Source organism: Labrys wisconsinensis, assembly GCF_030814995.1.
Taxonomy (GTDB): Bacteria; Pseudomonadota; Alphaproteobacteria; order Rhizobiales; family Labraceae; genus Labrys; species Labrys wisconsinensis.
In genome coordinates, this window is record NZ_JAUSVX010000001.1 from 1,141,298 (window position 1) to 1,154,533 (window position 13,236).

The 13,236-nt window shown below is 69.6% G+C and carries 11 protein-coding genes; 3 read left to right on the top strand and 8 right to left on the bottom strand.

Features of this window, described 5'->3' with window-relative positions:
* Positions 1–3 precede the first annotated feature (3 nt).
* The 5 genes from QO011_RS05255 to mnmE form a co-directional block, all read right to left on the bottom strand.
* Complete coding sequence (locus tag QO011_RS05255; protein ID WP_307269251.1) at positions 4–879, bottom strand: ParB/RepB/Spo0J family partition protein; 876 nt, start codon at positions 877–879, stop codon at positions 4–6.
* A gap of 20 nt (positions 880–899) precedes the next feature.
* Positions 900–1,706: a ParA family protein gene (locus tag QO011_RS05260; protein ID WP_370881901.1), complete on the bottom strand. Its 807-nt coding sequence runs from the start codon at positions 1,704–1,706 to the stop codon at positions 900–902.
* A gap of 6 nt (positions 1,707–1,712) precedes the next feature.
* Positions 1,713–2,381, bottom strand: a complete 669-nt coding sequence (gene rsmG / locus QO011_RS05265; RefSeq protein ID WP_307268593.1) for a 16S rRNA (guanine(527)-N(7))-methyltransferase RsmG — start codon at positions 2,379–2,381, stop codon at positions 1,713–1,715.
* A 317-nt stretch (positions 2,382–2,698) separates the two neighbouring features.
* Entirely contained in the window at positions 2,699–4,567 is a 1,869-nt protein-coding gene (mnmG, locus tag QO011_RS05270; protein ID WP_307269253.1) for a tRNA uridine-5-carboxymethylaminomethyl(34) synthesis enzyme MnmG, read from the bottom strand.
* Between the two features lie 67 nt (positions 4,568–4,634).
* Positions 4,635–5,939 carry a tRNA uridine-5-carboxymethylaminomethyl(34) synthesis GTPase MnmE gene (mnmE, locus tag QO011_RS05275; RefSeq protein ID WP_307268595.1) on the bottom strand — a complete coding sequence of 435 codons (1,305 nt, stop codon included), beginning with the start codon at positions 5,937–5,939 and terminating at the stop codon, positions 4,635–4,637.
* A 125-nt stretch (positions 5,940–6,064) separates the two neighbouring features.
* Here mnmE and QO011_RS05280 point away from each other — a divergent pair, with 125 nt between their 5' ends.
* On the top strand, positions 6,065–8,083 hold the full coding sequence (locus QO011_RS05280; RefSeq protein ID WP_307268597.1) for a thioredoxin domain-containing protein: 2,019 nt from the start codon (positions 6,065–6,067) through the stop codon (positions 8,081–8,083).
* 51 nt (positions 8,084–8,134) lie between these two features.
* Here QO011_RS05280 and rho read toward each other — a convergent pair whose 3' ends face one another.
* The 3 genes from rho to hemE all read right to left on the bottom strand — a co-directional run bounded on the left by rho (position 8,135) and on the right by hemE (position 11,146).
* On the bottom strand, positions 8,135–9,400 hold the full coding sequence (gene rho, locus QO011_RS05285; protein WP_307268598.1) for a transcription termination factor Rho: 1,266 nt from the start codon (positions 9,398–9,400) through the stop codon (positions 8,135–8,137).
* A 267-nt stretch (positions 9,401–9,667) separates the two neighbouring features.
* Positions 9,668–10,108 carry a protoporphyrinogen oxidase HemJ gene (gene hemJ, locus QO011_RS05290; protein WP_307268600.1) on the bottom strand — a complete coding sequence of 147 codons (441 nt, stop codon included), beginning with the start codon at positions 10,106–10,108 and terminating at the stop codon, positions 9,668–9,670.
* A 9-nt stretch (positions 10,109–10,117) separates the two neighbouring features.
* Positions 10,118–11,146, bottom strand: a complete 1,029-nt coding sequence (hemE, locus tag QO011_RS05295; protein ID WP_307268603.1) for a uroporphyrinogen decarboxylase — start codon at positions 11,144–11,146, stop codon at positions 10,118–10,120.
* 513 nt (positions 11,147–11,659) lie between these two features.
* Here hemE and QO011_RS05300 point away from each other — a divergent pair.
* Positions 11,660–12,499, top strand: a complete 840-nt coding sequence (locus QO011_RS05300; protein WP_307268607.1) for a pyruvate, water dikinase regulatory protein — start codon at positions 11,660–11,662, stop codon at positions 12,497–12,499.
* Between the two features lie 12 nt (positions 12,500–12,511).
* Positions 12,512–13,123, top strand: a complete 612-nt coding sequence (locus QO011_RS05305) for a Maf family protein (RefSeq protein WP_307268610.1) — start codon at positions 12,512–12,514, stop codon at positions 13,121–13,123.
* Positions 13,124–13,236 lie beyond the last annotated feature (113 nt).

Genomic DNA, 13,236 nt, shown 5'->3' on the forward strand with positions numbered 1-13,236 from the left:
CGATCAGGCCCGCAACCGACGCGCCAGCTCGTCCAGCTGCTCCAGGGTGGCGTAGCGGATGCGCAATTCCCCGCCGTCGCCGCGATGGTCGAGCGTCACCTTGAGGCCGAGCGCATCCGACAACGCCTTCTCCAGCGCCAGCGTGTCCGCATCCTTGTCGATGCGCGGCCGCGCCTTGGCCGGGCGCCCGGCTTCCGCGGCCTCGGCCTGCACGATCGCCTCCGCGTCGCGGACCGTAAGGCCGCGGGCCGCGATCTCCCTGGCCACCTTCTCCGGCTCGGCCACGGACAGGAGGGCCCGGGCATGGCCGGCGGTGAGCTCGCCGCTGATCACCGACGACTTGACCGCGTCCGGCAGCTTCAGGAGGCGCAGCGTGTTGGCGACATGGCTGCGGCTCTTGCCGATCACCTTGGCGAGGTCGTTCTGGGTGTAGGAGAACTCGGCGATCAGCCGGTCGTAGCCGGCCGCCTCCTCCATGGCGTTGAGGTCCTCGCGCTGGACATTCTCGATGATCGCCAGCTCGAGCGCCTCGCGGTCGGAGGCTTCGACCAGGGTCACCGGCACGTCGTGCAGGCCGGCGCGCTGGGCCGCCCGCCAGCGCCGCTCGCCGGCGATGATCTCGTAGCTGTCCATGGCGCCGACAACCGAGCGCACCAGGATCGGCTGGATCACGCCCTTCTCGCGGATCGAGGAAGCGAGGTCCTCCAGGTCCTCCTCGGCAAAGCGCAGGCGCGGGTTCTTGGGATTCGGCCGCAGGAACGACACCGGCAGGCGGCGCTGGCCGCGCGCCCGCTCGATCGCCGAACTTTCCTCGCCCGCATCGCCGATCAGGGCCGCCAACCCGCGCCCGAGGCGCGGACGGATCTTCTCTTCCGCCATCATCACTGTCATTCCTCGACTCACGCTGCGCGCAGGCTCTTCTCGCGCTGGATGATCTCCGAGGCGAGCCGCACATAGGCCTGGCTGCCCGGACATTTCAGATCGTAGAGCAGCGCCGGCTTGCCGTAGGACGGCGCCTCCGAGACCCGCACGTTGCGCGGGATGATGGTCTGGTAGACCTTGTCGCCCATGAACTGGCGCACGTCGGCCACCACCTGCCCGGACAGGTTGTTGCGCGCATCGTACATGGTCAGCACGATGCCGTGGATGCTGAGGCCGGGGTTGAGCGTCACCCGCACCTGCTCCACCGTCTTCAGCAATTGCGACAGGCCTTCCAGCGCGAAGAACTCGCACTGCAACGGCACCAGGATCGCGTCGGCCGCCGCCATGGCGTTGATGGTCAGGAGGTTGAGCGAAGGCGGACAGTCGACCAGGATATAGCTGTAGGCCACGCCCTGGCTGGCGGCGAGCGCCTGGATCGCCTTGCGCAGCTTGAAGGTGCGGTCGCGCTCCCCGGCGATCTCCAGCTCGACGCCGAGCAGATCCAGGGTCGACGGCGCGATGTGCAGACGCGGCACAGCCGTCTCCACCACCGTGGTGCGCAGGTCGCAGTCCCCGACCATCACTTCATAGGTCGAGTGCACGCGCTGCTTGTGGCCGATGCCGAAGCCCGTCGAGGCATTGCCCTGCGGGTCGAGGTCGACGATCAGCACATCCTCGCCGATGGCGGCGAGCGCTGTCCCGAGATTGATGGCGGTGGTGGTCTTGCCGACGCCGCCCTTCTGGTTGGCGAGGGCGAGAACGCGGGGCTGGCTCATGGGATCCATCCGGTATCATCTGTCAGGAGCGGAATGCCGTTCCGCCGCGGCGACATGCACGATGCGGCCAGCGGGATCGGTGATGCTCGGGATCAACGTGGCCTGGATTCTCCAAGATTTAGCGGCCTCGGTCAATTCCTGCTCTACATCTTGACCCTTGAGGAACAGGGCCCGAGCCCCTGTTTTCAACAGGCCTTCGCTGAGACCGAGAAGATCGGAGAGCGGCGCCAGGGCGCGGGCGGTGACGAGGTCCATTGTCGCCGGGGGGCGGGCGACGAAATCCTCGATCCGCACGGCATGCACCTCGGCCGGCGCTCCGGTGACGCGAATCGCCTCGCGCAGGAAGGCGGCCTTGCGGTTGTTGCTCTCGACCAGATGGACCTGCACGCCGGGCCGGCCGGCCATCAGCACGGCCAGCACCAGGCCGGGAAAGCCGGCGCCGCTGCCGAAATCGGCCAGCGCCCGGGCCGGCCCGACATGGGGCAGGAGCTGGCCGCTGTCCAGGATGTGCCGGCGCCAGAGCGCCGCCAGCGTCGAGGGCGCCACCAGATTCTTGACCGCCTGCCAGCGCGTCAGCAGCTCGGCATAGGCGTCGAGGGCCGCAGCCGTTTCACGTGAAACACCGAGCTCCCGCAGCACGCCCTCGCGCTCGCCCGCCACCACCCGATGTCCTGCTGCCGCCATGCGCCGGACCATGAGTCAATGCGGGGATTCGCGCAACCTTGCTTGCGGGACGAAACCGTTTCGCTGGCGAATCGAGCGGCCGCAAATAGATTAAAACGCGACGCCAGCCGCTCCCCTCCCCCTTGCGGGGAGGGGTAAGGGGTGGGGGTCCGTCAAGATAGCGTGCGACGCAGGTCCAAGAGCGCCGCACTCGATTCTCGCTCCGTCGAGGCAAGCGTCACGACCCTCAGCCCCTCACCCCTCCCCGCAAGAGGGAGGGGAAATGCCGACGTCGAGCGCTTTCCATCAATGCGTCTCGCCCGCGCCTTGGCGTCCTTTCAGCCCACCGCCTTCAGGGCACCGCGCTTGCGCAAGGTGGCCAGCAGCAGGGTGATCGCCGCCGGGGTGATGCCGTCGATGCGGCCGGCCTGGCCGATGGTACGGGGCCGAATCGATTGCAGCTTCTCGCGGCTCTCGTTCGACAGGCCGGCCACGCCGAGGAAATCGAAATCCGCCGGCAGCGCCACGTCCTCGTCGCGTCGGAAGGCGGCGATGTCGGCCCGCTGCCGCTCCATGTAGACGGCGTATTTGGCGTCGATCTCGACCTGCTCCAGCACCGCCGCCGGGTAGGCCGCGGCCTCCGGCCAGATGCGGACGACATCGGCGGCAGTCACGTCGGGATAGGCCATGAGGTCGAAAGCCGAACGCCGAACGCCGTCGCGGTTGACGCGGATGCCGACGGCTTCGGCCTCGTTCGGCGTCAGCGACACCGCCTTCGCCAGCGCCGTGGCCTGCTCCAGCGCCGCGCGCTTGGCGACCCAGGCCTCGCGCCGCCGCGCTCCGACCAGGCCGAGCTCCAGGCCGCGCCCGGTCAGGCGCCGGTCGGCATTGTCGGCCCGCAGGGTCAACCGATACTCCGCCCGGGAGGTGAACATGCGGTAGGGCTCGCTCACCCCGCGCGTCACCAGATCGTCCAGCATCACGCTGAGATAGGCGGTGTCGCGCCCGAAGCCGACGCCCTCCCCGCCGCCGGCCCGCCGCGCCGCGTTGAGCCCGGCCACCAGGCCCTGGCCCGCCGCCTCCTCATAGCCGGTCGTGCCGTTGATCTGGCCGGCCAGGAACAGGCCGACGAGCCGCTTGGTCTCAAGCGTGGCGAACAATTCGCGCGGGTCGACATGGTCATACTCCACGGCATAGCCGGGACGCAGGATCCGCGTCCGCTCCAGCCCGGGTATGGTGGCGATCATCGCCGCCTGCACCTCGGCCGGCAGCGAGGTCGAGATGCCGTTGGGATAGACGGTGTCGTCGTCCAGGCCCTCCGGCTCCAGGAAGACCTGGTGGCCCTCCCGGTCGCCGAACCGCACCACCTTGTCCTCGATGGAAGGGCAGTAGCGCGGGCCGCGGCTCTCGATCTGCCCGGAATAGATCGGCGCCCGGTGGATGTTCTGCCGGATGACCGCATGGGTCGCCCTGGTCGTCCTGGTCATACCGCAGGCGACCTGCGGGTTGGGCAGCACGTCCGTCAACGTCGAGAACGGCTCGGGCGGCTCGTCGCCCGGCTGCATCTCAAGGGAGGCCCAGTCGATGGTCGTGCCGTCGAGCCGGGCCGGCGTGCCGGTCTTGAGCCGGCCGAGGGCGAAGCCGAGCCGCTCCAGCGTCGCGGACAAGCCGAGCGCCGGCGCCTCTCCGATTCGCCCGGCCGGGGTCTTCACCTCGCCGACATGGATGACGCCGCGCAGGAACGTGCCTGTCGTGAGCACCACGGCGCCGCAGCCGAAGCGCCGGCCGTCGCGGGCGAGAACCGCGGCGACGCGGCCGTCGCGCACCTCGATGTCGTCGGCCTCGGCCTCGACCACCACCAGCCCATCCTGCTCGCGGATGGCGGCCTGCATCGCCGCGGCATAGAGCTTGCGATCGGCCTGGGCGCGCGGGCCGCGCACCGCCGGGCCCTTGCGCCGGTTCAGCACCCGGAACTGGATGCCGCCGGCATCGGCGACCCGACCCATCAATCCGTCGAGCGCGTCGATCTCGCGCACGAGATGGCCCTTGCCGAGCCCGCCGATCGCGGGGTTGCAGGACATCGCCCCGATCGTGGCGGAGCGATGGGTGATGAGCGCCGTGCGTGCGCCGAGCCGTGCCGCCGCTGCGGCCGCCTCGCAGCCCGCATGCCCGCCGCCGACGACGATGACGTCGAAGTCCCGCTCCATCATGCCTCGATCCTGAAGAGGCGGTGCTTGTACAGCCTGCCGCCCATGGCGTCAAAGCGCCGTCCGCTCACTTGCCGATGCAGAACTGCCGGAAGATGACGTCGTAGATTTCGTCGATGTCGACGCTCCCGGTCAGCCGCCCGATGGCGCGCACCGCCAGGCGCAGGTCCTCGGCTGCGAACTCCACCGGCGTCGCCGCATCGGCGGCGGCGACGCGGCCGAGATGGACCGCCATCGCCTCCAGTTCGCGCCGGTGCCGCGCCCGTGTCACCAGCGCCGCCTCCCCGCCCTCCAGCGCCGCCCGTGCCGCCTGCGCGAGCCGGTCGGTCAGCGTCTCGAGACCTGCGCCGGTCAGAGCGGAGATGGCGAGATCGCATCGTTGCGGCGGCGAATCGATCCGGTCGCGCTTGGTCGCCACCCGCAGCAGCGGCACGGCGAGGTCCGGCGGATCGGCGGGCGCATCGGCGGGCGAGAGCCAGACCACCAGATCGGCCGAGCCGGCACGGTCGAGCGCCCGCGCCACCCCGATCGCCTCGACCGGATCCTCGGTCTGACGCAGCCCGGCGGTGTCGATCAGCGTGGCGGGATAGCCGTCGAGGTCGAGATGCACCTCGATGGTATCGCGCGTCGTGCCGGGAATCGCCGAAACGATCGCCACGTCCCGCCGCGCCAGGGCATTGAGCAGGGTCGACTTGCCGGCATTGGGCGGGCCGGCGATGACGATGCGAGCCCCCTCGCGCAAGCGCTCGCCGCGCGCCGCCCCCGCCAGGGCGGCCTCGACCTCGCCGACCAGCCGTGTCGCCGTCGCCGTGGCGACGGCAAATAGTGCCGGCACGTCCTCCTCATCGGGAAAGTCGATCTCCGCCTCGAGCAGCGCCAGGGCCCGGGTCAGCTCGGCGCGCCAGGCGGATGCCGCCCGCTCCAGCGCGCCGCCCGCCTGCCGCAACGCCTGCCGGCGCTGGCCGGCCGTCTCCGCCTCGACGAGGTCGGCGATACCCTCGGCGGCGGTGAGGTCGAGCTTGCCGTTCTCCACGGCCCGGCGGGTGAATTCGCCGGGCTCGGCCAGGCGAATGCCGGGGATGGCGGTCAGCGTGTCGATCAGGGCCGCGATCACCGCCCGGCCGCCATGCACGTGGAACTCGGCCACGTCCTCGCCGGTAAAGCTCGCGGGGCCCGGCAGGAACAGCACCAGCGCCCGATCGATCTCCTCGCCGGCAGCGCCACGCAACCGTCGGAGCGCAGCCATGCGCGGCGTCGGCGCGCCGCCGGCGATCTGCCGGAGCGCCGCGCCGACCGCCGGGCCGGACAGGCGCACCACCGCGACCCCGGCCTTGCCGGCGCCGGAGGACAGGGCCGCGATCGTCGCCGTCATCGCCCGCCCCCTGTCGCTGCGCCGGACGCCGCCCTATGTTTCCCGTGAAACATGCGGGGCGGGAGCCGGGCGCCGGCATCGCGCCGGCAGCCCCATGTCCTCGGCGAACGACGGAAGGCCGCGTCATGCCCGCCCTGCCCGCGCACAATCTCCTCGACGGGGAGACCAGCCCCTACCTGCTCCAGCACAAGGACAATCCCGTGCACTGGCGCTCCTGGGGCGAGGCGGCGCTGCAGGAGGCGCGCGCCGCCGGCAAGCCGATCCTGCTGTCGATCGGCTATGCCGCCTGTCACTGGTGCCACGTCATGGCGCATGAGAGCTTCGAGAATCCCGCGATCGCCGCGGTGATGAACGAGCTTTTCGTGAACATCAAGGTCGATCGCGAGGAACGGCCGGACGTCGATCAGATCTACATGGCTGCCTTGCAGGCGCTCGACCAGCCGGGCGGCTGGCCGCTGACCATGTTCCTGACCTCCGACGGCGAGCCGGTCTGGGGCGGCACCTATTTCCCGCCCGAACCGCGCTACGGCCGGCCGGGCTTTGCCGACGTGCTGCGCTCCGTCGCCGCCGTGTTCCGCGACGATCGGGCGCGCATCGAGCAGAACCGGGCGGCGCTGATGGCGCACCTCGCCCGCCCGCCTCGGCGCGGCAACGCCGGCCTCGGCCGGGCCGAGCTCAACCAGGTCGCGCTGCGTCTGGCCGGGTTGATCGACCCCGTCCATGGCGGGCCACGCGGCGCGCCGAAATTCCCGAACGCCTCCTTCCTCGAGCTCGTCTGGCGCGGCGGCCTGCGGCTCGACAACCCGGATCTCACCGGCGCCGTGCTGCGCACGCTGGAGCGCATCTGCCTCGGCGGCATCCGCGACCATGTCGGCGGCGGCTTTGCCCGCTATGCCGTCGACGAGCGTTGGCTCGTGCCGCATTTCGAGAAGATGCTCTACGACAACGCCCAGCTCCTGGAGCTCCTCACCCTCGCCGCCGCTGCCACCGGCGATCGTCTCTACGCCGATGCGGCCGCGGAGACCGTCGGCTGGCTGCAGCGGGAGATGATGGCCGGCGACGGCCGAGCCTTCGCCGCCTCGCTCGACGCCGATTCCGAAGGCCACGAAGGGCGCTACTATGTCTGGACGCCGGCCGAGGTCGAGGCCGTGCTCGGTCCCGGGGATGCCGCCTGGGCCTGCCGGCATTTCGACATCGCTGCGGCGGGCAATTGGGAGGGCGTCTCGATCCCGAACCGGCTGGAGACCCCGCCGCTCGATACCGCCGGCGCCGACCGATGGCGGGGCCTGCGCCGGCGCCTTCTGGACCGGCGGCTCGAACGCATCCCGCCGGCGCGCGACGACAAGGTCCTCGCCGACTGGAACGGGCTGATGATCGCCGCCGTGGCTCGCGCCGGCCGCCATTTCGACCGTGAGGACTGGCTCGCCCTGGCGATGGGCGCCTACCGTTTCGTCGTCGAATCGATGACACGGGAGGGTCGCCTCGGCCATTCCTGGCGCGCCGGCCGGCTTCTGCTGCCGGGCCTCGCCTCCGACTATGCCGACATGGTGCGGGCGGCCCTGGTCCTGGCCGAGATCACCGGCGAGCAGGCTTTTCTGGCCCAGGCCGCGGCCTGGAGCGATACGCTCGAGATCTTCTACGCCGATCCGGAGTCCGGCGGCTACTTCCTCACCGCCTCCGACGCGACCGCCCTGGTGCTGCGGCCTCGGTCCGCCCTCGACGAGGCGACGCCCAACGCCAACGGGGTGATGGCCGAGAACCTGGTGCGTCTGGCAGCGCTCACCGGAGAGGAGCGCTGGCGCGAGCGCGCCGACCGCTTGCTCATCGGCCTGGCGCCGCAAGTGGAGGCCAATGTCTTCGGCCATGCCTCGCTGCTCAACGCCCTGGACCTTCGCCTCGCCGGCGCCGAGATCGTGGTGACGGGCGCCGATGCCGGGCCTCTCCACGCCGCGGCGCTGGCCGCGCCCTTCCCGATCCGCACCGTGCTGCGGGTGGGGGCGCCGGAGGACTTGCCTGCCGGCCATCCCGCCCGGGCCATGGCGGCCGATGGCCCCGCCGCCTTCGTCTGCGCCGGCATGCGCTGCTCGCTGCCGCTGCGCCGGGCTGACGAGATCGCGCCCGCCGTCCGGGCGATGCGCGCCTGATTCACGTGAAACAGATTGCGGGCCCGGTCGAACCGGGCCCGCAGGCGGTCCTCACGTGTTCATCGAGTCGAAGAAGTCGGCGTTGACCTTCGTCTGGCGCAGCTTGTCGAGCAGGAACTCGATGGCGTCGACCGTGCCCATCGGATTGAGGATGCGGCGCAGCACATACATCTTCTTGAGGATGTCGGGCGCCACCAGCAGCTCCTCCTTGCGGGTGCCGGACCGGGTGATGTCGATCGCCGGGAACACGCGCTTGTCCGAGACCTTGCGGTCGAGGATGATTTCGGAATTGCCGGTGCCCTTGAACTCTTCGAAGATCACTTCGTCCATGCGCGAGCCGGTGTCGATCAGCGCGGTCGCGATGATGGTCAGCGAGCCGCCCTCCTCGATGTTGCGGGCCGCGCCGAAGAAGCGCTTCGGCCGCTGCAGGGCGTTGGCATCGACGCCGCCGGTCAGCACCTTGCCGGAGGACGGCACCACGGTGTTGTAGGCGCGGCCGAGGCGGGTGATCGAATCGAGCAGGATGACCACGTCGCGGCCGTGCTCGACCAGGCGCTTGGCCTTCTCGATCACCATTTCCGAGACCTGGACGTGACGCGCCGCCGGCTCGTCGAAGGTGGAGGACACCACCTCGCCCTTCACGGAGCGCTGCATGTCGGTGACTTCCTCCGGCCGCTCGTCGATGAGCAGCACGATGAGGTAGCATTCCGGGTGGTTGGCGGTGATCGACTGGGCGATGTTCTGCAGGAGCACCGTCTTGCCGGTGCGCGGCGGCGCCACGATCAGGGCGCGCTGGCCCATGCCGATCGGCGCGACGACGTCGATGACGCGGGCCGAATAGTCCTTCTTGCCCTGCTCGCCGATCTCCAGCTTCAGGCGGCGATTGGGGTAGAGCGGCGTGAGATTGTCGAAATTGACCTTGTGCTTGGCCTTTTCCGGGTCCTCGAAGTTGATCGTGTTGACCTTGAGCAGGGCGAAATAGCGCTCGCCGTCCTTCGGGCTGCGGATGATGCCTTCGACCGTGTCGCCGGTGCGCAGGCCGAATTTGCGGATCTGCGAAGGCGACACATAGATGTCGTCAGGGCCGGGCAGATAATTGGCGTCGGGAGAGCGCAGGAAGGCGAAGCCGTCCTGCAGAACCTCGACGACGCCCTCGCCGACGATCTCGACCTCGCGGCTGGCGAGCTGCTTGAGCACCGCGAACATCAGCTCCTGCTTGCGCATGGAGGAGGCGTTCTCGACCTCGAGCTCTTCGGCGAAGGCGAGCATTTCGATCGGAGTCTTGGACTTGAGATCCTGAAGTTTGATGTCCCGCATCGGGAGTCCTTGGTGGGGGATAGAATTTCGGACCGCGACGGCTGGAAGGGGACGCGGTCTAATGCAGTGGGGAAAGGGCAGGACAAGTGCGCGGAGCGGTGAGCGCCCTGCGTTGGCGCCCAGGCGGATCAGTGACCAGCACCCGAAAGCACCTGCCTGGAATGGGTAGGATTGCGCCTCTATACAGCCGCGGCGCGCCCGCCGCAAGCGGTCGGAAGTTAAACTTTTTGCAATGCAACGCCGAGCAGCGCCCGTGACGGCGGTCGCTCAGAACGGCTTCACCACCACCAGGATGACGATCAGGATCATCACCAGCGTCGGCACCTCGTTGAGGATGCGATAGAACCGCGCCGGACGCTGGTTGCGATCCTCGGCGAAGGACCGGACGGTGCGGGCGAAGAAGCCGTGCAAGCCGCTGAGCACCAGCACCAGCGCGAATTTGGCGTGCAGCCAGGGCGCGGCATAGAAGCCCGATTTCCAGGCCAGCAGCAGCCCGAGGATCCAGGTGGCGATCATCGCCGGGGTGATGATCGCCTTGAGCAGGCGCCGTTCCATCACCTTGAAGGTCTCGCTCTGCACCGAGCCCGGCACCGTGTCGGCGTGGTAGACGAACAGGCGCGGCAGGTAGAGCATGCCCGCCATCCAGGCGATCACGGCGATGATATGCGCCGCCTTGAGCCAGTCGTAGCCGGGGCTGCCATACTCCATCGGATGCTCCTACCGTGCCTTGCGAACCCGGGCCAGCATGCGTTCCACATGGGCGATCGGCGTCTCAGGCGTGATGCCGTGGCCGAGGTTGAAAATCAACGGCCCCTTGCCGAGCCCGGCCAGGATGCCGTCGACGGCCGCGTCGAGCGCGGGGCCCCCGGCCACCAGCACCAGCGGGTCGAGATTGCCCTGCACCGGCTTCACCGGCTGCAGGACCTGTCCTGCCCAGGCCCAGTCCACCGACCAGTCCAGCCCGATCGCGTCGACGCCGACATGGCGGGCATAGGTCTCGTACAAGGTTCCGGCACCGCGGGGAAAGCCGATGATCCCGGCCTGCGGATGATGCTCCCGGAGATAGGCGACGATCCGGGCGACCGGGTCCATGGCCCAGCGGCGGAACTCGTCCGGCGCCAGCGTCCCGGCCCAGCTGTCGAAGATCTGCACGGCATCGACGCCCGCCTCGATCTGCGCGCCGAGATAGGCGCAGGAGGCGTCCACCAGACGATCGATCAGCTCTTCGAACCCGTCGGGATCGCGATAGGCCCAGAGCCGGGCCGGCGCCTGGTCCGGCGTGCCCCTGCCGGCGACCATGTAGGTCGCCACGGTCCAGGGCGCGCCGCAGAAGCCGAGCAGCGCCACGTCGCCGGGCAGCTCGCCCTTGACCCGGCGGATGGTCTCGAACACCGGCCCGAGCCGGTCGAGGTCGATGCGCTCGTGCAGGCGCCGCAGGCCGCGCGCGTCCGGGATCGGGTTGAGCCGCGGCCCCTCGCCCTCCTCGAAACGCACGGCTTGGCCGAGCGCATCCGGCACCACCAGGATATCGGAGAACAGGATGGCGGCGTCGAAGCCGAAGCGCCGGATCGGCTGCAGGGTCACCTCTGCCGCCAGGTCGGGCGTGTAGCACAGCTCCAGGAAGCTGCCTGCCTTCGCCCGCACCTCGCGGTATTCCGGCAGATAGCGGCCGGCCTGCCGCATCATCCAGACCGGAGGAACGGCGAGCGTCTCGCCGTTGAGAACGCGAAGAAGCGGCTTTTGCATCTCGGATCGACTTCCTCCGGCCAGCGGTCCTCCGGTCCGACCGGACCCGTGACGGCACCCCCGTGCTTGCCCGCCGAGGCTTCGCCCTCCGGGCCGGCCCCAGGGACAAAGCTCTAGGCCCTGCCGTCCCTCAAATCAAAGAAAAGAGAGAGATATTCTTTTCTCTTTCTTATTGAGGGGCCGTCAGCAGTGCCAACGCGCTGTCCACAGCTCCTCCACAGCCGGTCCGCGGCGAGCCCGCCGCCAAGTGAGGGTGGGGCCGGCCCGGCGCGCCTCGAACCCAGCCTCGATTCCAGCCGTGGAGTCAGCGGCTTGGCGGGGCGGGCCGAAGCCGCGTTTCAGAGTCGGATCAGAGTCTTGCGAGTCTTGTTACCACGTCCGTCCGAATCCGGCCCCACAGCGCTTCGCCTGTGGACGGCGATCCCGGGTCGTCCACAGGGGGCGGGCGGCAGCGCCCGATCGGTCCCCGTCATCCCCACTTGTCCACAGCGCCGTCCCAGGCTACGCCGGGCCATGGCGACGCGCAGCTTCTTCCATCTGCACCTGGTCTCGGACTCCACCGGCGAGACGCTGATCACCGTCGCCCGCGCCGTGGCGGCGCAATATCCCGGCGTCTCCGCCCTCGAGCATGTCTATCCCATGGTGCGCACGGAGCGGCAGCTCGAGCAGGTCCTGGCCGAGATCGAGACGGCGCCGGGCATCGTGCTGCACACGCTGGTCGAGGAGCAGCTCGCGGCGCGCCTGGAGCAGTCCTGCCGCGAGGCCGGCTGCCCGTCCATGCCGGTGCTGGCGCCGATCACCCACCTCTTCCATGCCTATCTCGGGGTCGAGATCCTGGTGCGCCCCGGCGCCCAGCACACGCTGAATGCCGATTATTTCCGCCGGATCGACGCGCTCAACTACACCATGGTGCACGACGACGGGCAGCAGTCGACCGACCTCGACGAGGCCGACGTGGTGCTGATCGGGGTGTCGCGCACCTCCAAGACGCCGACCTCGATCTACCTCGCCAATCGCGGCATCAAGACCGCCAATGTGCCGATGGTGCCGGGCATCCCGCTGCCCCCGGAAGTGGAGACGCTGCGCCGGCCCCTCATCGTCGGCCTGATCGCCTCGCCCGAGCGCATCGTGCAGATCCGTGAGAACCGGGTGCTCAGCCTCAGCCAGCGGCACGACCAGACCGCCTATACCGACCGCGTGGCGGTGTCAGAGGAGCTGGCCGAGAGCCGCCGCCTGTTCGCCCGCAAGGGCTGGCCGGTGATCGACGTCACCCGCCGCTCGATCGAGGAGACCGCCGCGGCGATCTCGGGGCTGCTGCGCGACCACCGCCGCGCCAAGATCGTCGAAACCTGAAGGCCCGGCCCCATGTCGAAGGTCCATCCCGCCGAAATCCGTTTCGTCCTCGCTTCCAAATCGGCCATCCGGGCCGAGCTCCTGCGCGGCGCCGGCCTCGAGGTCGAGATCGTGCCCGCCAATGTCGACGAGCGCGGTCTCGAGGCGGCCTGGAGCGGCGCCGGCCCGGACGTGGTGGCGCGCAACCTGGCGCAGGAGAAGGCGGTCGCGGTGTCGCTCTCCTGTCCGGGCTGCCTCGTCATCGGCGCCGACCAGACCCTGGCGCTCGGCGCCGAGCGCTTCTCCAAGGCGGCCGACCTCCTCGAGGCGCGGGCGCGGCTGCTGCGGCTCAGGGGCCGGACCCACACCCTGCATTCGGGCTTCGCCCTGGCCCGCGACGGCGCCGTGCTGCGGGCTGGGGTCGCCAGCGCGCATCTGACCATGCGCACCTTCTCCGAGGCCTTCCTCGACGCCTATCTCGCCCGCGCCGGCGAGGCGATCCTCACCAGTGTCGGCTGCTATCAGCTGGAGCATCTCGGCGTCACCCTGTTCGAGGCGATCGAGGGCGACTATTTCACCATCCTCGGCCTGCCGCTGCTGGCGCTGCTGGCGGCGCTGCGCCAGGAAGGTCTGATCGAGGACTGAGCAGGTTCTCCCAAACCTGCTTACACTCAAGACTCTGAGCAGCATTGATTTTGCATTGGAAATGCAAAATCAATCGTGGCGAAAGCCACGAGAAGCTGCTTGGTCCCGGCCGT

Coding starts and splice junctions, on each gene's coding strand:
- QO011_RS05255 (WP_307269251.1), bottom strand. CDS start 879: ATGGCGGAAGAGAAGATCCGTCCGCGCCTCGGGCGCGGGTTGGCGGCC.
- QO011_RS05260 (WP_370881901.1), bottom strand. CDS start 1,706: ATGGATCCCATGAGCCAGCCCCGCGTTCTCGCCCTCGCCAACCAGAAG.
- rsmG (WP_307268593.1), bottom strand. CDS start 2,381: ATGGCGGCAGCAGGACATCGGGTGGTGGCGGGCGAGCGCGAGGGCGTG.
- mnmG (WP_307269253.1), bottom strand. CDS start 4,567: ATGGAGCGGGACTTCGACGTCATCGTCGTCGGCGGCGGGCATGCGGGC.
- mnmE (WP_307268595.1), bottom strand. CDS start 5,939: ATGACGGCGACGATCGCGGCCCTGTCCTCCGGCGCCGGCAAGGCCGGG.
- QO011_RS05280 (WP_307268597.1), top strand. CDS start 6,065: ATGCCCGCCCTGCCCGCGCACAATCTCCTCGACGGGGAGACCAGCCCC.
- rho (WP_307268598.1), bottom strand. CDS start 9,400: ATGCGGGACATCAAACTTCAGGATCTCAAGTCCAAGACTCCGATCGAA.
- hemJ (WP_307268600.1), bottom strand. CDS start 10,108: ATGGAGTATGGCAGCCCCGGCTACGACTGGCTCAAGGCGGCGCATATC.
- hemE (WP_307268603.1), bottom strand. CDS start 11,146: ATGCAAAAGCCGCTTCTTCGCGTTCTCAACGGCGAGACGCTCGCCGTT.
- QO011_RS05300 (WP_307268607.1), top strand. CDS start 11,660: ATGGCGACGCGCAGCTTCTTCCATCTGCACCTGGTCTCGGACTCCACC.
- QO011_RS05305 (WP_307268610.1), top strand. CDS start 12,512: ATGTCGAAGGTCCATCCCGCCGAAATCCGTTTCGTCCTCGCTTCCAAA.